General features: G+C 61.2%; 16 protein-coding genes and 2 pseudogenes. 8 read left to right on the forward strand and 10 right to left on the reverse strand.

From position 1 onward, the window contains the following. Window positions 1-10 precede the first annotated feature (10 nt). On the reverse strand, window positions 11-907 hold the full coding sequence (locus AXG89_RS09190; RefSeq protein WP_062169368.1) for a metal ABC transporter solute-binding protein: 897 nt from the start codon (window positions 905-907) through the stop codon (window positions 11-13). A 353-nt stretch (window positions 908-1260) separates the two neighbouring features. Here AXG89_RS09190 and AXG89_RS09195 point away from each other — a divergent pair, with 353 nt between their 5' ends. The 6 genes and pseudogenes from AXG89_RS09195 (at window position 1261) to AXG89_RS09220 (ending at window position 7415) form a co-directional block, all read left to right on the forward strand. Next, window positions 1261-2034, forward strand: a complete 774-nt coding sequence (locus AXG89_RS09195; protein ID WP_062000722.1) for an L-iditol 2-dehydrogenase — start codon at window positions 1261-1263, stop codon at window positions 2032-2034. Window positions 2035-2210: 176 nt separating this feature from the next. Beyond that, window positions 2211-3554: an ABC transporter substrate-binding protein gene (locus AXG89_RS09200; protein ID WP_061998680.1), complete on the forward strand. Its 1344-nt coding sequence runs from the start codon at window positions 2211-2213 to the stop codon at window positions 3552-3554. A 199-nt stretch (window positions 3555-3753) separates the two neighbouring features. After that, a pseudogene (locus tag AXG89_RS09205) lies at window positions 3754-4617 on the forward strand (carbohydrate ABC transporter permease); the annotation flags it as partial. After that, the gene (locus AXG89_RS09210; protein ID WP_061998682.1) at window positions 4614-5462 is read left to right on the forward strand and encodes a carbohydrate ABC transporter permease; all 849 of its coding nucleotides are present in this window, start codon (window positions 4614-4616) and stop codon (window positions 5460-5462) included. The pseudogene AXG89_RS09205 and the gene AXG89_RS09210, both read left to right, overlap by 4 nt. 53 nt (window positions 5463-5515) lie before the next feature. After that, complete coding sequence (locus AXG89_RS09215) at window positions 5516-6244, forward strand: HAD family hydrolase (protein ID WP_062170466.1); 729 nt, start codon at window positions 5516-5518, stop codon at window positions 6242-6244. Between the two features lie 49 nt (window positions 6245-6293). Beyond that, complete coding sequence (locus tag AXG89_RS09220) at window positions 6294-7415, forward strand: ABC transporter ATP-binding protein (RefSeq protein WP_062169370.1); 1122 nt, start codon at window positions 6294-6296, stop codon at window positions 7413-7415. Between the two features lie 66 nt (window positions 7416-7481). On the opposite strand, the gene AXG89_RS09225 is transcribed toward AXG89_RS09220, so the two are convergent. The 4 genes and pseudogenes from AXG89_RS09225 to AXG89_RS09240 form a co-directional block, all read right to left on the reverse strand. Continuing rightward, the gene (locus AXG89_RS09225) at window positions 7482-8429 is read right to left on the reverse strand and encodes a sugar-binding transcriptional regulator (protein WP_062169372.1); all 948 of its coding nucleotides are present in this window, start codon (window positions 8427-8429) and stop codon (window positions 7482-7484) included. A gap of 130 nt (window positions 8430-8559) precedes the next feature. Beyond that, the gene (xylB, locus tag AXG89_RS09230) at window positions 8560-10041 is read right to left on the reverse strand and encodes a xylulokinase (RefSeq protein WP_062169374.1); all 1482 of its coding nucleotides are present in this window, start codon (window positions 10039-10041) and stop codon (window positions 8560-8562) included. Window positions 10042-10172: 131 nt separating this feature from the next. After that, on the reverse strand, window positions 10173-11564 hold the full coding sequence (dalD, locus tag AXG89_RS09235; RefSeq protein WP_062170468.1) for a D-arabinitol 4-dehydrogenase: 1392 nt from the start codon (window positions 11562-11564) through the stop codon (window positions 10173-10175). 390 nt (window positions 11565-11954) lie between these two features. Further along, window positions 11955-12796 (reverse strand): annotated as a pseudogene (locus tag AXG89_RS09240) (EAL domain-containing protein). Window positions 12797-12985: 189 nt separating this feature from the next. Here AXG89_RS09240 and hmgA point away from each other — a divergent pair. Further along, window positions 12986-14329, forward strand: coding sequence for a homogentisate 1,2-dioxygenase (gene hmgA, locus AXG89_RS09245; protein ID WP_062170470.1), 1344 nt, complete (start codon window positions 12986-12988; stop codon window positions 14327-14329). Between the two features lie 10 nt (window positions 14330-14339). On the opposite strand, the gene AXG89_RS09250 is transcribed toward hmgA, so the two are convergent. After that, window positions 14340-15512 (reverse strand): MFS transporter, encoded by a 1173-nt coding sequence (locus AXG89_RS09250; protein WP_062169376.1) that lies wholly within the window; start codon window positions 15510-15512, stop codon window positions 14340-14342. A 192-nt stretch (window positions 15513-15704) separates the two neighbouring features. Here AXG89_RS09250 and AXG89_RS09255 point away from each other — a divergent pair, with 192 nt between their 5' ends. Continuing rightward, the gene (locus AXG89_RS09255) at window positions 15705-16145 is read left to right on the forward strand and encodes a hypothetical protein (RefSeq protein ID WP_062169378.1); all 441 of its coding nucleotides are present in this window, start codon (window positions 15705-15707) and stop codon (window positions 16143-16145) included. On the opposite strand, the gene pdeM is transcribed toward AXG89_RS09255, so the two are convergent. The 4 genes from pdeM to AXG89_RS09275 are packed head-to-tail and all read right to left on the reverse strand — an operon-like array spanning window position 16139 to window position 22129. Further along, window positions 16139-16843, reverse strand: coding sequence for a ligase-associated DNA damage response endonuclease PdeM (pdeM, locus tag AXG89_RS09260; protein WP_062169380.1), 705 nt, complete (start codon window positions 16841-16843; stop codon window positions 16139-16141). The two genes, AXG89_RS09255 and pdeM, sit on opposite strands and share 7 nt — an antisense overlap. Further along, on the reverse strand, window positions 16840-19419 hold the full coding sequence (locus AXG89_RS09265) for a ligase-associated DNA damage response DEXH box helicase (RefSeq protein WP_062169382.1): 2580 nt from the start codon (window positions 19417-19419) through the stop codon (window positions 16840-16842). Before AXG89_RS09265 ends, pdeM begins: the two co-directional genes overlap by 4 nt. Next, complete coding sequence (locus AXG89_RS09270; protein WP_062169384.1) at window positions 19416-21074, reverse strand: ATP-dependent DNA ligase; 1659 nt, start codon at window positions 21072-21074, stop codon at window positions 19416-19418. Before AXG89_RS09270 ends, AXG89_RS09265 begins: the two co-directional genes overlap by 4 nt. Continuing rightward, on the reverse strand, window positions 21071-22129 hold the full coding sequence (locus AXG89_RS09275; RefSeq protein ID WP_062169386.1) for a ligase-associated DNA damage response exonuclease: 1059 nt from the start codon (window positions 22127-22129) through the stop codon (window positions 21071-21073). The genes AXG89_RS09270 and AXG89_RS09275 overlap by 4 nt, the downstream gene beginning before the upstream one ends. Window positions 22130-22195 lie beyond the last annotated feature (66 nt).

Here is a 22195-nt window from a genome sequence, read left to right on the forward strand (position 1 = left end):
GTCCAAACACTCATCTCGTCTTTCCCTGCAACGCAGCCGACAACGCGTCGAGCTGCGAGGTCATCCATGTCTGGAAGGTCTTGCCGGCGGGCAGCGTCTCGGTGACGCTGATGCTCGGCACGTGTGAATCGTGAGCTACTTTCAGCATGCGCTTGGTCAACGCTTCCGTTGCCTGACTGTTATAGATCAGCACGTGCACCTGACGATCACGCAAATCCTTTTCGAACGCGGCGATATCCGAGGCGCTCGGTTCCGTATCGTTCATGGCGGCAAGCTGGAAGCGGGCATTGCGCATATCGAGGCCGATCGCATCCGACATATAGCCGAATACAGGTTCCGTGGCCGTCACGGGCACGCCCTTGAACTGGCTTTTGAGCGCGGCGACACGCGTGTCGATGGGTTTCAACGACGTCAGGAACGTATCCAGTCGCGCATCGTAATCAGCCTTGTGCGCCGGGTCTGCCTGGACCAGATACGCGCTTACCGCTTTTGCGACAGTCGGCATGGTGGCCGGGTCATACCAAAGGTGGGGATTATCGCCGGATTTCTTGCCTGTCAGTTGAGCCGCGACGATTGTCGTGCGTCCTTTTCCCTTCGATGCCCCAAGCAGCTTGTCCATCCACGGATCGTAGTCGGCGCCGTTATACACGACAAGCGCCGCGTTCTGCAACGCGCGGGCGGTCTTCGGGCTGGCTTCGAAGAGATGCGGATCTTCGTCGGGGTTGCTCAGGATGCTGGTCACCTGGACGTGATTGCCGCCGAGTTGCTGCACCACATCGCCGTAGAAATTCTCGGCCGCGACCACCGCGACTGTCCCGTTGGCCGCGGTTTGCGCCACGGCTGTCCCGCCGAAGCTTGCAGAGAAAAGGGCAGTGCAGGTCAATAAAGCAGCGACAAGTTTGCTCATGGCGTTTCCTGGGATGGGTTTGTAAGGACGAGGAGCCCATATCAAAGGCGACGTCCGAATTGACCGCGATGATATAACGTATCACTCGATCATGCACCTTTGGACGTATGACCAAAGCATGTCGAGCACGCTTTCGGGCGTATCGACGCGTCCCGCAAAGCCACGCCGGTTGGGGTTTTCCCGCAGTTTTAGGTGCCTTTCCCGCGTCGCAGCATCGAAACATCACAACGTGCCTTGACACCGCCTCACGCGTCACCGATCATTCGACCACGCAGAGAGCAATTGATCACGCGATGAGCGTTCGCTCACTGCCCGAGCGAACAAAGCGGTCAAAAGACGAACCGGAGACAACCGTGAAATTGCAGGACAAGGTAGCTATCGTGACGGGTGCGGCCAGCGGTATCGGCGAAGCGGTCACCAAACGATTCCTGGACGAAGGCGCAAAGGTCGTCGTCGTCGATTTGAAAGATGAAGCCGAACTGGCGCAGCGTTTTGCGGATTACGCGGGCAACGTACTGGCAGTCAAAGCCGACGTCACCAGGCGCGAGGATCTGGAGCGCATTGTCTCTTCTACCGTCGACAAGTTCGGCGGCATCGACATCCTGTACAACAACGCGGCGCTCTTCGACATGCGCCCGATCCTCGACGAATCCTGGGACATCTTCGATCGTCTTTTCGCGGTGAACGTGAAAGGCATGTTCTTCCTGATGCAGCTCGTCGCGCAGCAAATGGTCAAGCAAGGCCGTGGCGGCAAGATCGTCAACATGTCGTCGCAGGCGGGTCGCCGCGGCGAGGCGCTAGTTTCCCACTATTGCGCAACCAAGGCCGCCGTGATCAGCTACACGCAATCGGCAGCACTTGGTCTTGCGCAGCATGGCATCAACGTGAACAGCATCGCACCGGGCGTGGTCGATACCCCGATGTGGGAAACCGTCGATGCGCTTTTCGCAAAATATGAAAACCGTCCGCTCGGCGAGAAGAAGCGCCTGGTCGGCGAAGCGGTACCGCTGGGGCGCATGGGCCTGCCGAACGATCTGACGGGCGCGGCCTTGTTCCTGGTATCGGCGGATTCGGATTACATTACCGCGCAGACGCTGAATGTGGATGGCGGCAACTGGATGAGCTGAACCTGTGGGCGGCGATGGCATTGAAAGCCGCATCGAAATCCGCCCGCAACGAATTCACGTTTCACGAGTACCAGAAAGTACGTAGTAGCCCGTATCAATCCGATCAGCCGATGATCGACGCGTCATGCAAGCCCGCAGCACGAGCGCCGTGCTAACGATAAAGGAGACGAAACAACATGAAACGCGCCACATTCACTCTTAAAAACCTGCCGATGCGCTCATTCGCGTGCGCCGCATTCGCTGCAGCCGCGCTTGTGCCGGTTGCCTCGAAGGCCGCGACCGTGACCATCGCGACACTTAACAACCCGGACATGATCGAGTTGAAGAAGCTGTCGCCGGCGTTCGAAAAAGCCAATCCGGATATCCAGTTGAAGTGGGTCATCCTGGAAGAAAACGTGCTGCGTCAACGCGCCACCACCGACATCACCACGAACAGCGGCCAGTTCGACGTGATGGCGATCGGTACGTACGAAGCGCCGCAATGGGGCAAGCGCGGCTGGCTCGTGCCAATGACGAATCTCCCGGCTGACTACGATCTCGACGACGTGGTGAAGACCGCACGCGATGGCCTCTCGTATAACGGCCAGTTGTACGCGCTGCCGTTCTATGTCGAAAGCTCGATGACGTATTACCGCAAGGACCTGTTCGAAGCGGCCGGCCTGAAGATGCCGGATCAGCCGACCTACGACCAGATCAAGCAATTCGCCGACAAGCTCACCGACAAAGCCAAGGGCCAGTACGGCATCTGCTTGCGCGGCAAGGCGGGCTGGGGCGAGAACATGGCGTTCGTATCGACGCTCGTGAATACGTACGGCGGCCGCTGGTTCGACGAGAACTGGAAGGCGCAGCTCGACACGCCGGAATGGCACAAGGCGATCACGTTCTACGCCGACTTGCTGAAGAACGACGGTCCTCCGGGAGCCAGCTCGAACGGCTTCAACGAGAACCTGACGCTGATGTCTTCGGGCAAGTGCGCAATGTGGATCGATGCCACGGTTGCAGCCGGCATGCTCTACAACAAGTCGCAATCGCAAGTCGCGGACAAGATCGGCTTTGCTGCAGCGCCGGTTGCCGTGACGCCGAAGGGCTCGCACTGGTTGTGGTCGTGGTCGCTGGCCATTCCGAAGACGTCGAAGTCGCAAGACGCCGCGAAGAAGTTCGCGACGTGGGCGACATCGAAGGAATACATCCAGTTGGCTGCGAAAGATGAAGGCTGGGCATCGGTTCCTCCGGGCACGCGCAAGTCGACCTACGCCAATCCTGAGTACAAGAAGGCTGCGCCGTTTGGCGACTTCGTGCTGAGCGCAATTGAATCGGCTAACCCGAACGATTCTTCGATGAAGAAGATTCCGTACACCGGCGTTCAGTTCGTCGGCATTCCGGAGTTCCAGTCGTTCGGAACGGTGGTCGGCCAGTCGATAGCAGGCGTGGTTGCAGGACAAACCACTGTCGATGCAGCATTGAAAGCAGGCAACGCGACCGCGGACCGTGCGGTGAAGCAAGCCGGTTATCAAAAGTAATCCGAAGTAAGTTCTCTGGCAGTCGAGGCCCACACTCCTGGCGCCTAATGTAGTACAGCAGGTCGCGCCGCTCTTTCATCAAGAGCCCACGCGCGCGGCCTGCGCTTCATCGAGAGGTGACACGACCATGAGTCAACTTAATCCCCCCATATCGAATACGTACGCGGAGTCCGCGGCGGAGCGCGACAAGAAACGCGCGAAGTCGGTGCGCTGGCTAATCACGCCGTCGACTGCCGTATTGTTTTTGTGGATGGCCATCCCGCTTGCGATGACCATCTGGTATTCGTTTTCGAAATACAACTTGCTGAACCCGGACGTAAAGGGCTTCGCTGGCCTCGATAATTACGAGTTCCTCGCGACCGACCCGGCCTTCGGTCCGTCGATTGTCCATACGCTGGTGCTGATCGGTTCCGTGCTTGCCATTACCGTGATCGGCGGCGTGCTGCTCGCAGTGTTGTTCGATCGGAAGTTCATCGGGCAGGGCATTGCGCGATTGCTGGTGATTGCCCCGTTCTTCGTCATGCCGACGGTCAGCGCGCTGATCTGGAAGAACATGATCCTGCACCCGGTCTACGGACTGGTCGCTTCAGCAATGCGATCGATGGGGATGCAGCCGATCGACTGGTTTGGCGAGTATCCACTGTTTGCGGTGATCATGATTGTCGCGTGGCAATGGCTGCCGTTCGCGTTCCTGATTCTCTTCACGGCGATCCAGTCGCTCGACCAGGAGCAAAAGGAAGCGGCGCGGATCGACGGTGCGGGCGCTTTCTCGATGTTCTTCTACATCACGCTGCCGCACCTGAAGCGCGCGATTGCCGTGGTCGTGATGATGGAAACCATTTTCCTGCTGTCGATCTTCGCCGAAATCTATACGACAACCGGCGGCGGTCCCGGCACAGCGACGACCAACCTGTCGTACCTGATCTACTCGCTTGGCTTGCAGCAATTCGACGTGGGCCTGGCATCGGCGGGCGGCATTCTGGCGGTCGTGCTGGCGAATATCGTGGCGTTCTTCCTCGTGCGGATGCTCTCGAAGAACCTGAAAGGGGAGTACGAATCATGAGCCATCCCGTTACCGCAACAACGTCCGCGCCGTTTCTCGATACGCTCAAGCGCAGCGTGCTTGGCGTGATTGCCTGGCTGTTCGCGCTGCTGCTGTTCTTCCCGATCTTCTGGATGACCATCACGGCATTCAAGACGGAGCAGCAGGCGTATTCGTCGTCGCTCTTTTTCACGCCGACACTCGACAGTTTTCGCGAGGTCTTCGCGCGCAGCAACTACTTTGCGTTTGCGTGGAATTCCATCCTGATCTCGGTCGGCGTCACGGTGATCTGCTTGTTGTTCGCCGTGCCGTGCGCCTATGCAATGGCGTTCTTCCCGACGAAGAAGACGCAGAAGGTTCTGCTGTGGATGCTGTCGACGAAGATGATGCCGTCGGTCGGCGTGCTGGTGCCGATCTACTTGCTGTGGAAGAACACCGGCATGCTCGACACCGTGTGGGGCTTGATCATCGTTTATACGCTGATCAATTTGCCGATCGCCGTATGGATGTCGTACACGTACTTCAACGAGATCCCGCGCGACATTCTGGAAGCAGGCCGTATAGATGGCGCGGCGACGTGGCAGGAAATCGTCTATCTGCTCATGCCCATGTCTTTGCCGGGACTCGCGTCCACGGGTCTGCTGCTCGTGATCCTGTCGTGGAACGAGGCATTCTGGAGTATCAACTTGTCGAGCTCGAACGCGGCGCCGCTGACAGTGTTCATCGCTTCGTATTCAAGTCCTGAAGGGTTGTTCTGGGCCAAGCTTTCGGCGGCGTCGTTGCTGGCGGTTGCGCCAATTCTGATCGTCGGCTGGCTGTCGCAGAAACAGCTCGTGCGCGGACTGACCTTCGGCGCAGTGAAGTAGCGCAGTGACGTCGTACATGTAGCACTTTAGAGGCCGATCCAGTGAACTTGAACTTGTCCCAAGCCGGCGCAGCGGGTGCATCCAGTGCAGCCGCTGCCCACGACGATCACCTGCTGATCTGCGATTGCGACGGCGTGCTGATCGACAGCGAAGCCATCGCGGGCCGCATGCTCGTGCAGGAGATCGAGACGCTCTGGCCCGGCGTGGACGCTGAACCGATCGTCACGCCGCTGCTCGGACTGCGCATTGAAACGGTCCTCAGGCGGGCGGCTGAAACGCTTGGGCAGACGCTCGATGCCGCGCAGATCGATGCGATCCGGGCGGTCGTGGAAGCGTCGGCGGTAGAAGCGCCGGCGGTCGATGGCATTGATTCAGCGCTCGGCCGCATTTCGCTGCGCAAGGCCTGCGCGAGCAACAGTTTTACGTCGTATGTGGAAGCCGTGCTGAGCCGCACGGGCCTCGTGCGCTATTTCGGCGAGCGTCTTTTTTGCGCCGACACGGTCGCGAATCCGAAGCCCGCGCCCGACGTGTATCTGGCGGCTGCACGCACCTTGCGTGTCGCGCCCGAGCGTTGCGTGGTGGTGGAAGACAGCGTGACCGGTGTGACGGCGGCGTCAGCGGCGGGTATGACGGTGCTGGGTTTCGTGGGCGGCGGTCATGCAAGTGAAGGACAAATCGATGCGCTGAAACGTGCTGGCGCAAGTGTCGTGTTCGACGAGATGGGGCAGCTCCCCGCGCTTGTCGAACAGTGGCTGCAAAACGCAAGCTTTGAACTGCCTTGAGCCTTGTGCTCGCAGAAAACAAAGCGAAGTTAAAGACGGAGACTCCATCATGGCAAGCCTTAATCTGCGCAACATCAACAAGCGCTACGAAGAAACCGAAGTCATTCGCAGCGTGAACCTCGATATCGCCGACGGTGAGTTCGTCGTGTTCGTGGGCCCGAGCGGTTGCGGCAAGTCCACGTTGATGCGGATGATCGCCGGACTCGAAGACATCAGCGGCGGCGACCTGACCATCGACGGCGTGCGTGTGAACGACGTGCCGCCCGCCAAGCGCGGCATTGCGATGGTGTTCCAGTCGTACGCGCTGTATCCGCACATGACGCTCTACGACAACATGGCGTTTGGTCTAAAGCTTGCGGGCACCAAGAAGCCGGAAATCGATGCCGCGGTCAAGCAAGCGGCGAAGATCCTGCACATCGATCATTTGCTCGATAGGAAACCGAAGCAGTTGTCGGGTGGTCAGCGTCAGCGCGTGGCGATCGGCCGGGCGATCACGCGCAAGCCGAAGGTGTTCCTCTTCGATGAACCGCTTTCCAACCTCGACGCCGCATTGCGCGTGAAGATGCGCTTGGAATTCGCGCGCCTGCACGACGAGTTGAAGACCACGATGATCTACGTGACGCACGATCAGGTCGAAGCCATGACGCTCGCGGACAAGATCGTGGTGCTGTCGGCGGGGAATGTGGAGCAGGTCGGTACGCCGAATCAGCTTTATCACGCGCCGCAGAACAAGTTCGTGGCGGGTTTCATCGGTTCGCCGAAGATGAATTTCTTCAATGGCGAAGTCACGCAAGTGCTGAGCGATGGCGTGCTCGTCAAGTATGAAACAGGCGAGACGCAACGCGCTGCAGTTGAACCGGGCAGCGTCAAGGTCGGCGATTTGGTGACAGTCGGGATTCGTGCCGAGCATCTCCATGCGGGCACAGCGGCGACGGTGGAGCACGGGGTATCGGCGAAAACGATGGCCGTCGAGTCGCTCGGCGATGCCGCGTATCTGTACGCGGAGTCATCGGTGGCGCCGGAAGGGATCATCGCCCGGATTCCGCCGCTCGAGCGTCATTCGCGAGGCGAAGTGCTGAAGCTTGGCGCAATGCCAGAGCATTGCCATTTGTTCAATGCCGAGGGCATTGCGTATCAACGGAAGATCGTCGAGGTGTTGTCGGCGGCTTGATGGTTTGACGAGCTCACGCGAAAACGCCCGGACATGTCCGGGCGTTTTTTGATCAAGGTCTCTGAATCAGGCTTCCAAAGCAGCCTGCGCGCACAACTCATCCGTCACCAACCCCGACAGCCATTTCCCCTTCAACGCAGCGATAACCGCTGCGCGCTTCCTGATCCCGCCCGCAAAGCCGATGGTCGGTCGCTTCGGCGGCGTATCGAGCGGCAAGCTCGTCACGCGCTCGCCGGTTGTCGATTTGACCCTGACGCCTTCCGCATCGATGGGCAAGCCAAGCAGCTCGGCCACGGCGCCGCCTTCCATCATCTCTTCGACTTCAGCGGTGGTAATAAACCCGTCCTCATGCAGCGGGCAATTGATCCCCATGTTGCCGATGCCGACGAACGCCACATCGGCATTCTCGGACAATGCATCCACGATCCTGTACAAGCGGTGATTGACCCATTGCGCGCGCTCGGCGCGGCTGTCGGCCATCAACGGAGCGGGCAGCATGAAGTGCTTGCCGCCGGTCTTCTCGGACAAGTGCTGTGCAACGTCGTACCGGTTCGATGAGCCGTCCTGGGCGATCGCCCCGACCATGGAGACCAACCTGTGCTGCGGCCGCTCCAGTTGCCCGATTTGCGCGACGACGGCCTTGAGTGTCCGGCCGCTGCTGATCGAGATGACGAGCGGTTTTTCGTCGGTGAGATAACGCTCCATGACTTGCGCGCCCGCCACCGCCAGCTTGCGGTCAACTTGCTCGGGTGAATCGCCGTCAATAGGCACGACTTCGCACATCGACAAGCCGTATCGCTTCGATAACTGCGCCGCCAGCGACAAACAATCCGCCACGCGATGATCCACGCGCACGCGAATCAAGTTCTTTTCCACCGCAAACGCAACGAGGCGCTGCGCGACTGGACGCGAGATCTGCAGCTTCTCCGCGATTTCGTTCTGCGTGTTTCCCGCGACGTAATAGAGCCACGCGGCGCGAGTGGCGAGATCGAGTTTTTCGTTGGACTTGGGCACGGGAGCTCGATGTCAGGTCGTTTATATCGAATGCAAATGTAGATCGCGCGCCCGAGGAGGCGCGCGGATTTATCGATATTGTGCACGCTCGGCGCGAAAGGTTTTGTTGGAAACCTTCCGCACCGGATCTTCAGGCGAGGCGTGGGCGCGCCGGATCGAACAACGGCTTCACGTGCTGATACAACTCGCGGAATCCTTTCAGCCGCTGGCGCAGGATTGCATGACGTTCCGGGTTTGGAATGAATTCGTCCTTCACCGGCGGTTTCGCCAGAACGACGGCGGGGTCGCCGCCTGCCGCGAGCCAGCCGAGACGCGCTGCGCCCAACGCCGCGCCCGTCTCGCCGCCGCCGTGCGTGCGCGTGCGGGTGTTGAGGGCATCGGCCAATAACTGGCCCCAGTACTTGCTGCGCGCACCGCCGCCCAAGAGCGACAACGCGTGTACTTCCGTGCCGGCGGCCTGCAAGGCGTCGAGGCCATCGGTCAGCGCCAGCGTCACGCCTTCCAGCACCGCGTAGCCGAGCAGCGCGCGATCGGTTGCGTGCGTCATGCCGAAGAACACGCCCTGTGCATAAGGGTCGTTGTGCGGCGTGCGTTCGCCGCTGAGATACGGCAGGAACAGCGGCGCGATCTCGAGCGCAGCCGGATCGAGCGCTTCGATTTCGGCGAGCAGCGTGGGTTCGTCGGTAGAGGTCAGTTTGCAGACCCAGCGCAAGCAACTCGCCGCCGACAACACCACGCTCATCTGATGCCATCTGTCGGGAATGGCGTGGCAGAACGCGTGCACGGCGGACGCCGGATTCGGCCTGAAGCGATCGCCCACCACGCACAGCACGCCCGATGTTCCAAGCGACAGGAAGCCATCGCCAGGTTCTGTCGCGCCGATACCCACTGCGCTCGCCGCGTTATCGCCACCGCCTGCCGCGACGATCACGCCATCGCGCAGACCGAGTTCGCGCGCAAGCTCCGGCAGCAACGTGCCCGACGGTTCGCTGCCTTCGGCAAGCGCCGGCATCTGCGCGCGCGTCATGCTGCATGCGGCGAGCAGTTCGTCGGACCAGTCGCGGCGGGCGACATCGAGCCACAACGTGCCCGCTGCATCCGATGGATCGGACACTTTCGTGCCCGTCAGATGCAGGCGCAGATAATCTTTCGGCAACAACACGCAAGCCGTCCGGTTGAAGATATCCGGCTCGTTATGCTTCACCCAAAGCAGTTTGGGCGCGGTGAAGCCGGGCATCGCGAGATTGCCGGCAATGCGATGCAACTCCGTCGCGGTTTGCGTGAGTTCGTCGCATTCCTTGTCACTGCGCATGTCGTTCCAGAGAATCGCCGGACGCAGCACGCGATCTTCGGAATCGAGCAGCACCGCGCCGTGCATCTGTCCCGACAAACCGATACCGCGAATCTGCGCGAACTCTTGCGGGAATTTGTCGCGCAAGGCGAAGAGTGCAGCGCGCGTGCCGTCCCACCAGTCGAGCGGATTCTGCTCCGACCAGCGGGGTTTCGGACGCGATACGGTGAACGGCGTACCCGCCGTGCCGATGACGCTGCCATCGCTTGCAAGCAGCAGGACTTTTACTTCGGAGGTGCCGAGATCGATGCCTAAATACATGGACGAACCCTTGATGAAGGCTTGAAGCGGAGAAAACCGGAGGCGCTAATGTAGCGCCGCTGCTGGCGTTACGCCATTGGCATAACACCGGACGGCGGTCACGAGATGTGGGAGGCTCAGGCGCGGCCGGCTCAGCCGCGCTTGGCGAGCCAGGCATCGACGCGGCCAAGCGCTGCGCGCAGCACGCGTTCGAGATCGGCGCTTTGCGCGAGGCTGCCCCAAAGCAGCTTGTCCGCGACGAAAGCCTTCACCGGATCGGCGGCTTCGAAGAAAGCATGCGCGGTCGCCGCGTCCATCACGCCGTCCTGATACGCGTACGGCAGCTTGCCTTCGTGCCAGCGTTCGAGGAAACGGAAGAACAGCGCGGGAAGCATGGCGGTCGCGTCCGGATCGGCCTTGCGCGCGAAACATTCACGCAACGTCGGCGCGATAAAACCCGGGATCTTCGAAAAGCCGTCGGCGGCTACGCGCTGGTTCGTGTCCTGGATATACGGATTGACGAAGCGGTCCAGCACGACATCGCGATATTTCGCCAGGTCGATGGGGCTCGGCGACAGGCTCGGAATCACGTCCTGGGTGACGTAGTCATCGGCGATTGCGCGGATCTCCGCGTCCTGCGTGCCTTCATGAATGTATTGATAACCAACGAGCGTCCCCGCCCACGCAATGCAGCTGTGCGTGGCGTTGAGGATGCGGATCTTGGCTTCCTCGTAGGGATGCACCGAATCGACCATTTCCGCGCCGACCTTTTCCCATGCAGGACGACCGGCAATGAACGCGTCCTCGATCACCCACTGGATGAACGCTTCGCCCATGACCGGCGCTTTGTCGTCGAAACCAGTTGCGGCCAGCACGCGCTCGCGGACATCGGGCGTGGGACGCGGCGTGATGCGATCGACCATCGCGTTCGGGCATGAGGTGTTTGCGATCATCCAGTCGCGCAGCGCAGTTTCGCCGCGCAATTGCAGGAATTCGAGCATGCCGGCCTTGAACCGGTCACCGTTGCTGCGCAGGTTGTCGCAGTTCTGCAGCGTCACCTTGCCGGCGTTCTGCTTCATGCGGGCGTCGAGAATCGCGGCGAGCGCGCCGTAGATGGTCGTGCGCGCGCCTTTCAGGTCGGCCGCGAGATCGGGATTTGCGCGGTCGAGCTTGTGGTGTTCATCGAGGTAATAACCGCCTTCGGTTACCGTGAACGATACGATCTTGCACTCAGGCGCCGCGCCCGCCGCGATCAGCGCGTCGAGGTCCGCGGCCCATGGCACGACCTTTTTGATCGAGCGGATGGTTTCGTACTTGCGTTCGCCCTGCGGCGTGACGGTTTCTAGGGTGTAGGTGCCGTTTTGTGCGGCAAGCGCCTCGAGTACGGCGTTCATGTCGCCGCGAATGTTGCCGACGGTCAGCGACCATTGTGTATCGCCCGATTCAATCAGCTTGTGCAGATACCACGCCTGATGCGCACGATGAAAAGAGCCTGCGCCGATGTGCAGGATCACATCGGCGGTTGTTGGGTTTGCGGACGTCATGGTGTCTTCCTCTGATCTGGATGCGCCGCGGGGCATGCCCGGCGCGGTGCTATGTCTCTTGCCGCGGCGTGTTCCGGCGGTTTTGCTTCCACCGGTTTGCGTTGCCACGATCATTTGCTCGTTCTGTGAGCGAATGATCGTATTCGATTCGATGAAAGTCAAGGCGCTCTGCAGCATTCAAGACCGCGGATTCGTTGCTGCTCTGCACAATTTATTTGGGTTTTCCGCCGGTCGTGCATTGCCTTGGCGCAGGTTGGGCCATGCAAACCGAGTTCGGCATCAGCCATCGATGCGATGCAGAACAGGTTGTACGGTGGCTAAAGCGTTGCGTGCCGGGCGCGTGAAAAAGATCTGATCGGCAGCGGATTCACCGAGCGGCGAATCCTCGAATTACTTGCTTGAGCGCGAACGGCCCAATACGTCGATGTCATGCGCTTCAAACGCAGGTCCCTGCACAAAATTCACATCGAACTGTTGTAGCGCATCGAACTGCGCCTCATCCAACACGTTGCTGAAGATCAGCGGGATCTTCAACCGGTGCGCATACCCGACCAACGGCTTGACCACCGAATCCCGCAACGCGGCGCCGGCATCCATCTTGATGAAATCAAGCCGCGCCATATCCGACACCGCCATGATCTGCCCCGCGTTCGCCAGATTCCCCGCAACTTTGAAACCGTACTTCTGATAGCTTTTGACCAGATACCCAAGAAACGTCCGGTGCGCGACCGCCGCCGACGGCAATTCAATCACGATCCTCGCCGGATTCAACCCGAACTCGATCAGCACAGAAGAAAAGTGCTTCCCATGGTCGTACTTCACGCTCTTCAGCAAGCGCTCGTGAACCCGCAAGAACAACAACCCGGGCCGCTGCGCGCCAAAAAATTGAACGCATGCAACGCACGTGAAAGACGGTCGAGCGCGACGAGTCGCGGGTCGTCGTCGAGTTGCGCGAATGGATCGAACGGCGCGCCGTCCGCGGTGAGCGTCAATGCCTGGAAACCGAGTTCATCGCCGAAACGCTCCGCGCTCTCAACCGATGCAGTCAGCGATTGCGGCAAGCCGCGCGTGCTGACATCGAAGATGGGCTCGTAGGCGCTCGCGAGTGCAAAGCTCTCGTAAAAGGCAATGGCCGATTCCGCACGCGCCCCTTCGCCCATGACAATGCGCGCGCCCGGAAACGGATAGTCCGAGGCGCGCGAGACGAGTTGCTGGACGGTCGGTGCAATCATTCAGGCGAAGTTCTCGAGCAATGTTGTGTCGATGGTAGCAGTGCCATGCATGCGGCTTTGCACAAAATCCACATATCGATATGCACCGGTATCAATCTGCTGCTTCATGCTTAGGGTTAACAATAGTTTTACGTATCGTAATTGGTTTTACCATGCGTAATCGAACGCATGTCGCTTGAGGACCAGTCCATGAACCCAGAATCGCCCGGTGCTTTCACGAGCCATACCCATGTCAGCCGGCTGTACCAGTCAGGCTTCGCCGCCGACTTCGCAACCGAGGCGCTGCCCGGCGCGTTGCCGCTCGGACGTAATTCGCCGCAGCGCGTGAGCTACGGTTTGTATGCCGAGCAGCTTTCCGGCACGGCATTTACCGCGCCGCGCGGACATAACCGGCGGTCGTGGTTGTATCGGATCAGGCCGGCGGCGGTGCATCAGCCGTTCACGCAAGTCGAAGCCTGCAACAAACTCGTGGCGAACTTCGCCGACGTGCCGCCGACGCCGCCCAATCAGCTTCGATGGGACCCGTTGCCCATGCCTGATGTGCCTACCGATTTCATCGATGGCTGGGTCACGATGGCCGGCAACGGCGCCGCCGAATCCATGCAAGGCTGCGCCATCCATCTGTACGCAGCGAATCAATCGATGCAGGACCGGTTCTTTTATAACGCCGACGGCGAACTGCTGATCGTGCCGCAGGAAGGGCGCTTGTCGATCGCGACAGAACTCGGCCGCCTCGATATTGAACCGTTCGAAATCGCCGTCATTCCTCGCGGCGTGCGCTTTTCCGTCTCACTGCCCGATAACACCGCACGCGGGTATATCTGCGAAAACTTCGGCGCGTTATTGCGCTTGCCGGACCTGGGTCCCATCGGCTCGAATGGTCTTGCGAACCCGCGCGACTTTCTCACGCCGCATGCAGCGTATGAAGATCGCGAGGGCGCGTTCGAACTCGTGGCGAAGATGAACGGCGTGTTGTGGCGAGCGGACATTGGCCATTCGCCGCTCGATGTAGTCGCGTGGCACGGCAACTACGCGCCGTACAAATACGATTTGCGTCTGTTCAATACCATCGGCTCGATCAGCTTCGATCATCCCGATCCATCGATCTTTCTGGTGCTGCAATCGCAGACCGATACGCCGGGCGTCGATGCCATCGACTTCGTGATTTTTCCGCCGCGCTGGCTGGCAAGCGAGAACACATTCAGGCCGCCGTGGTTCCACCGGAACGTGGCGAGCGAATTCATGGGTTTAGTCCACGGCGTGTACGACGCAAAGTCCGAAGGGTTCATGCCGGGTGGATCGAGCCTGCATAACTGCATGTCGGGACATGGTCCGGATGCGGGTACTTTCGAGAAGGCGTCGAACGCCGATACATCGAAGCCTGTGAAAGTGGGCGACACAATGGCGTTCATGTTCGAAACGAGCACGCTGATCAAGCCGACGCGCTTCGCGCTCGAAACCGCGCAATTGCAGGCGCATTACTACGAATGCTGGCAGGGGCTCGCCAAGCATTTCAACCCTGAGAAGCGGTAAGCCTCTCTGCTCAAACCGCCTGTCCGATACCCATGCGTCGCGCGCGTTTATCGAGCGTCGCCGAGAGCAACGTGAGGCCGAACGCGCAGCAAGCCATCAGTACGCCAACCCACGGAAGCGTGCTGAGCGACGCGCCGGCGCCAATCGCCATGCCGCCGAGCCACGCGCCTGTTGCGTTGCCGAGATTGAACGCGCCCTGATTCAGGGTGGATGCAAGATTGGGTGCATCGCTTGCACGATTCACGATCAGCATTTGCAACGGCGGCACGATTCCAAACGCGAGCACGCCCCAGATGAAGATGGTGACCATTGCGGGGATAGCGGCGTGCATGGTCGCGGCGAAGATCGCTTGCACGACGATGATCAGAATCAGGAACGTCAGCAGCGAGCGCAACAACTTCCAGTCGGCAAGCCTGCCCCCAAGCGTGCTGCCGACCGTCAGCCCAAGCCCGAACAACAAGAGCACGAACGTGACCGCGTGCGGTGAAAAACCGGTGACGTCTTCGAGGATCGGCGTGATGTAGGTGAAGACGGAAAAGAGGCTCGCCGATGCCAGCACGCTGATGCCCAGCACCATCAGCACTTGCGGGTTTTTAAGCACCTTGAATTCGCGCAGGATGCTGGATTCACGCATCTCGATGTGCTTTGGCAAGCAGACCCACAACGCACCGGCCGCAGCCAGGCCGATCAACGTGACGACCCAGAACGTGGCCCGCCACCCGGCCGCCTGACCGAGTGCGGTCCCAAGCGGTACGCCGAGCACGTTTGCAAGCGTGAGGCCGGTGAACATCAACGCGATGGCTTGCGCGCGGCGGTTCGGCGCGACGAGATCCGCCGCCACGACCGAGCCGATGCCGAAGAACGCGCCGTGGCAGAACGCCGTCGCCACACGCGCGGCCATCAGCACCCAGTATCCCGGCGCAACGGCGCACAGCATGTTGCCGATGATGAACACGCCCATCAGGACCATCAGCGCTTTTTTGCGCGGCATCTTCGCGGTGACGATGGCGAGGATCGGCGCCCCGATGGTCACGCCCAGCGCATAGCCGGACACGAGCATGCCGGCGGCGGGTATCGATACACCGAGATCGCGCGCGACGTTGGGCAACAAGCCCATGATGACAAATTCAGTCGTGCCGATGCCAAACGCGGCGATAGCAAGGGCGAGAAGGGGCAGAGGCATGGAGTGCGCGGAGGTCGGGCGGGGGAGGGGTCAAATTGTACCGAACGTTTCCCGGTTGATCGGTGGAAACCCTGAGATTTCGCGCGTTGATTCGACGAGCTGGACTATTTAGCTTTTCCCGGGCGTGCGGGAGTTGCTTTTCGCTATCGACGGGTCTAGGTTTCGGGGTGTCGTTTTCAACAAGGACGTGCGATGCCCGTACTGCGGATCTTTTTTTCGTTGCTGCTTGCCATGCTCTTGACGCCCGGCGCGTTCGCGCAAGACGCGGATTCAGGCGCCGGACCCATCCGCACCGTAGCCGGAAGCGTGACCTTCGTTCAACAGGGAAATGGCATCGACGCGCAGCTCGACGGCACGACGTTCGACCGTTTGAGCGCGCGCCGTATCGTGCATCATGTCGAGCCGTCGGGTGCGCGAATGATCGTCGAGGCTTCCGATGGCGGTGCGCCCGAACTCCTTCTCTACGACTTCACGAAACGCCCGCCGGCAGTCGAGCGCGTCGGACGGCGCATGAAGCTGACCGGCGTGTTCTGGCAGCGCGATGAAGTCGTGCTCAAAAGCGCCGAAGGCTGGTACAGGTTCCAGCGCGGGACGCTGACGAAGCTGACGTCATCGAAGACGGTTTATCACTGAGCTTGAGGAGCTTGAGGAGCTTGAGGAGCTTGAGACTGGGGACGTACTGCCATCACGCGTTCGCCCGCGACCACGAAGATGCGTTCGTTGCGGGCGTTTTCATTGACCTCGTAACCGCCCGTGAACGCGCCGAACGCGGGCAGGACGCCGGCATCGGCGGCAAAGCGAAAGCACGGCAAACGCACGCTGTCGCGCCGGGTCGCCACGCGATAAACCGGGTGCTCATGCCCGGCGAGCGCAAATGCGCCCGCCACGCGCTGCGGGTAATGACACAAAGCCCACGGCCCCAGCCGATACGGCTCGTCGACCACCTCCATGCCCAGCGCCTCAGGCGGTCCGCCGGCATGACGATCGTGATTGCCTTCCACCAAGATGAGTCGCAAACCGGCATGCCGCGAACGCCACTCGGCAAGCGCGTGTAGCGTCGCTGCCGCATGTGATTCCCTCGCGTGCAGCAAGTCGCCCAGGAAGACGACGCAAACCGGTCGATGCATTGAAATCAACACGTCGAGACGGCCAAGCGTTTCCGCGGTCGATCCTTCCGGCACCGGAATTCCGCGCGCGCGAAACACGGCGTCCTTGCCGAAATGCGCATCGGCGACAAACAACGTCTTGAGCACCGGATCGAATGCCGCGCGTGCTGCCGACAACACCAGCGCATGCCCGCCAACGTCCACCGTCAATGCTTCGATCATCATGCACGCGCCGCCTTTTCCAGGTCGGCGAGCATGCGCGCGACGCGATCCGAGAGCTTTTCGGTACTCACTTTCTCGCGAAGCCGCGCGATGATCAGCGGGAATGCAAACGGCGTCGGCTTCTTCGGATGCGTGAGCGCGAGGCGGCTCGTGCTCATGCTCTGAAGCGCGGCGCGCATGCGTTCAAGTTCGAGTTCCTGCAACATCACTTCTTCCTCGGCCTGCGCGAGCAGCAGGTTGTCGCTGTCGTGCTGGCGAAAAACTTCATAGAACAATCCACTCGATGCCTGCAATTGCCGCGCGCTCTTCTGCTGCCCGGGATGACCTTGGAAGATCAGTCCGGATACGCGCGCAATCTCGCGAAAACGGCGCGCCGCGAGCTCGGACGAATTGAGGCTCGCAAGAATGTCATGTTCGAGATTATCGGGCGAAAAGAGGCCTTCCTGAATCAGCGTTTCCCAGTCGAATGGTCGCGCCGAGAGCAACTCGAAGCCGTAGTCGTTCATCGATATGGAGAAAGTGCTCGGCTGATCGCGAGCGACGCGCCAGCCGATCAGCGACCCAAGGCCGATGTGCGCCATGCGTCCCGCGAACGGATAACAAAACAGATGGTGCCCTTCGCGCGAACGGATCATCTCGACCAGCAGCACGCCCGGCTCCGGCAACGCGGACCACTTCGCCTGCAATTCGAGCAGCGGGCGCACGGCCAGCATTTCGGGTTCATCGTAGACGCCGTTGACGGCCCGCGCGAGCATCATCAGTGTAGCTTCGGCAAGTTCGGACGAAAGCGGCATGCGGCTGCCGGCCCATTGCGGCATCGCGCCGCGCGATGACGTCGCGCGCTTCACATACGCGGTCATGTCGCGCACGCGGATCAGTTCCAGCGCGCGTCCGCCGAAGGTGAAGACATCGCCGGGTTTCAGGCGCGAGATGAACGACTCTTCCATCGACCCGATCCGGCCGCCCGTCATGTACGCCACGTTGATGGTCGCGTTCGCGACGATCGTGCCGACATTGTTCCGGTGGCGCCGGACCAGGTCCTCACGCGGCACGCGATACACGCCGTCGGCATCGGGCGTCACGCGATGAAAGTCCGGGTACGCCGCGAGCGATGCGCCACCGCGCTCCACGAAGGCCAGCGCCCAATTGAATTCCTGCTGCGTGAGGTCGCGATACGCGTAGGTCGTGCGGACTTCGTCGAAGAGATCTGGCGCGTTGAAGCCCCCGCCAATGGCAATCGTCACCAGATGCTGCACGAGGACATCGAGCGGCTCGTAGGGCATCTCACGGCCTTCTATGTGCCGTTCTTCAACCGCCCATCGCGCGGCGGCGGCTTCCACGAGTTCGAGCGCGTGTGTCGGAACGATGGTCACGCGCGATGCGCGCCCCGGCGAATGTCCCGAGCGTCCCGCGCGCTGCATCAAACGTGCGACGCCCTTCGGCGAGCCGATCTGGAACACCCGGTCGACCGGCAGGAAGTCGACGCCGAGATCCAGGCTCGATGTACACACCACCGCTTTGAGCTGGCCGTTCTTCAGGCCCAGCTCGACCCATTCGCGGACTTCCTTGTCGAGCGAACCGTGATGCAGCGCGATCAGCCCGGCCCAATCGGGCCGCAGGTCCAGCAGCGCCCTATACCAGATCTCCGACTGCGAGCGCGTGTTGGTGAAGACGAGCGAACTGCGCGCTTGATCGATTTCAGCGGCAACGGGTTCGACCTGCCTCACACCCAGATGACCGCCCCAGGGAAAGCGTTCGATGGTGTCAGGTATGAGCGTATCGACGATCAGCGTTTTCGGCTGCGCGCCGCGCACCGCAACGCGCGGCGTTTTCACGGGCGCGAGCAACGCGTCCTTCGCCAGTTCGAGATTGCCGAGCGTCGCCGATAACCCCCAGACCTGCAGCCCCGGCCGCCAGCGCGTGAGGCGTGCGATCGCAAGTTGCGTCTGCGTGCCGCGCTTGTTGCCGAGCAGTTCGTGCCATTCATCGACGACGACCAGCCTGACGTGCTTCATTTCATCGATGGCGTTTGCGCGCGTGAGCATCAGCGTGAGGCTCTCGGGCGTGGTCACAAGCGTCGATGGCATGCGTTTGTTCTGGCGTGCGCGTTCGGCGGATTGCGTGTCGCCGGTGCGCAAGCCGATGCTCCAGGGCACCGCGAGTTCGGTCACCGCGGTTTGCAGTGCGCGGGCGGTATCGGCGGCGAGGGCGCGCATCGGCGTGATCCATAACACGGTCAATGGCGCCGGAGCCTTTTGCTCACGTGCATACGCGGCCAATGCGCCGAGCCACACGGCCCAGGTTTTCCCCGCGCCCGTTGTTGCATGAAGAAGGCCGCTCGAACCGCTCTCGATTGCCTTCCATACTTCACGTTGAAACGGAAACGGCTGCCATGCATTGCGCTCGAACCACGCGGCGAGGCGTGTATCGAAAGGCGTGGTTTCAGCGTCCTGGTCGATCACCACAGGCACGGGCTGGAACAACTCGGCCAGGGCGTCCGCCTTCGCCTGCGCCGCGCGCGTTTTCGGCACCCGGCGTGGACGCGGCGAACGGCGTCTGGAATCAGCGGGCGTGCTCATTGGCCGGCTCCATCAAGAAAACCTTTGAGCATGGTGAGTGTATCGGCGTCGTCGATCTGCTTGTCCGTGCGCCACCGCAACATGCGCGGGAACCTCACCGCAATGCCCGATTTATGGCGCGGACTCGCTTGAATGCCTTCGAAGCCGATCTCGAATACGAGCGTCGGCGTGACGCTCCTCACAGGTCCGAATTTTTCGATGGTCGTCTTGCGCACGATCGCATCGACCTTGCGCATTTCTTCATCGGTGAGACCTGAATAGGCTTTTGAAAAGGGGACGAGCGTGCGCACGCCGTCGGCTTCGTCCCACACGGCGAACGTAAAGTCCGTGTACAGGCTCGCGCGCCTGCCATGACCGCGTTGCGCGTAGAGAAGAACGGCATCGATCGCATACGGCTCGACCTTCCATTTCCACCACGTCCCCGACGCCTTCGTGCGGCCGACGCCGTACATCGAATCGCGGCCTTTCAGCATCAGGCCTTCCACGCCGCGCCCGCGGCTTTCCTCGCGCAACGTGGCGAGCGCGGTCCAGTCGCCGGCGTTCACCAGGGGTGATACGCGCAGCAGATCCACCGCAAGTTCATTGGCCAGCGCATCGAGTTGCGTCCGCCGTTCAGTGAGCGGCGTCAGACGCAGGTCGCGACCATCGGCTTCGAGCAGATCGTACGCAAGAAAGGTGGCGGGCGAGTCGGCCAGCACTTTCTTCGATAATGTCTTGCGCGTGATCCGCGGTTGCAGCCGCGCAAACGGCAACGGCGCATCGGCGCCCGGTTCCCACGCGAGAATTTCGCCATCGATCACTGTGCCATCGGCGAGCGCTTCGCCCAATGCAGCGATCTCGGGGAAGCGGTCGGTGATGAGATCTTCGCCGCGCGACCAGAGCCACACGCGGCCGCCGCGCTTCACGAGTTGTGCGCGAATCCCGTCCCACTTCCATTCGATAACCCAGTCCGACGGCGCGCCAAGCGTCGCGGGATCGGCCTGCAACGGATGCGCAAGAAAGAAAGGGTAGGGCAGGCCGATATCGCTTTCGTGAGGCGCTGCGGTTTCATCGTCGGACGACGTTTCGGGCGCGATCAGCCGGAGATAGCGCGCCGCATCCGGCGCCTGGCGCGAGTCGGTCCAGCCGACCATGCGTTGCGCAATGCGTTTGTGATCGACGCCCGCGACTTCCGCGAGGGCCCGCACGACGAGCTGACGCGCGACGCCGACACGAAACCCGCCGCCAATCAGCTTGGTCAGCAGGAAACGCTCGCTCCAGTCGAGTTCGTCCCAATAACTGAGCAGGCGCGTGCGAAGTTCGTCGGGTTCCAGGCCGCGCAAGGTCAGCACGCGGCCTTCGATCCATTGCGCCAAGCCGAGCTCGGACGTGCGTTGCGCCGGCGGCAAGATATGCGCGATGGTTTCGGCGAGATCACCAACGGCCTGATACGACTCTTCGAACAGCCATTCCGGCAGGCGGGCCCGCTCGCGGGCGAACTCGGTGAGAAGGCGCGTAGGAACAGATTGGCGCGGCTTGCCGCCGCTCAGGAAATACGACGCCCAGGCGGCGTCCTCGGGTTCTGCCGCAGAGAAGTACGCGATCAGTGCTTCGAGTTTTTCTTTCGTCGATGTCGTGCCGTCGAGCGCGGTGTATAACGCGGCGAAGCGCTTCATTGGGACGCTGCCTCGGGTTCGGCGCTACCAGCGGCTTCGGCTGCGTCCGCTTCGATTGCGTCGTCGCCGTATTCGGTCGTGAACGCACCGGCTTCGAGTCCCTGTTCACGCAGCCACCGCACCATCGGTTCGATCTGGCCGTGCGTGACGATCACACGTTCCGCGCCCGTCGCACCGATCGCCTCCTGCAACCCCGGCCAGTCCGCATGATCGGACAGCACGAAACCGCGATCCAGGCCGCGCCGGCGCCGCGTGCCCCGCAGGCGCATCCAGCCGGAAGCGAACGCGTCGCTGTAGTCGCCAAAGCGCCGCATCCACGTGCTGCCTTGTGCCGACGGCGGCGCGACGACCAGCGCGCCCTTGAACACACCCTTGTCCTTGGCGGCGACATCACTGACAAGACGTGTTTCCGGCAAGGCCACGCCCGCAGCCCGATAAGCCCGGTTCAGCGGTTCCACGGCGCCATGACAAAAGATGGGACCGATACTTGCATCGATTCCGGCAAGAACCCGCTGCGCCTTGCCAAACGAATAGCAGAACAATACGGACGCGCGTCCCTCTGCCGCGTTATGCCGCCACCACGAATCGATACCGCCAAAAGTAACGTGCGACGGGTCCCATCGATAAATCGGCAAACCAAAAGTGGATTCCGTGATGAACGTGTCGCAGCGCACGGGTTCGAACGGTGTGCAAGTCGGGTCCGGGTCGACCTTGTAGTCGCCGGAAGCGACCCACACACGGCCGCCATGTTCCACACGGACTTGCGCCGAGCCCAGCACGTGGCCGGCGGGATGCAGTGAGACGGAGACGCCGTTAATGACAAGACGCTCCCCGTACGGAACGCCTTGTAATTCGATACCCGGCAGGCGCGATAGCAATACACCAACGCCCGCTTCTGCCGCAAGATAGCGCGCATGTCCGAAACGGGCGTGATCCGCATGGGCATGCGTGATGATTGCCCGATCGACCGGGCGCCACGGATCGATAAAGAAGTCGCCCGGCGGGCAATAAAGACCTTCCGGCCTCGCGACAATCAGATCTTTGAATGCGTCCAACCCGCCACCCGCTTGGAAAAGGGAGAAGTCGACCGGAAGTGGTCAACGTGGGTTTAGTGGAAGCAA

It is taken from the genome of Burkholderia sp. PAMC 26561 (assembly GCF_001557535.2).
Lineage (GTDB): Bacteria > Pseudomonadota > Gammaproteobacteria > Burkholderiales > Burkholderiaceae > Caballeronia.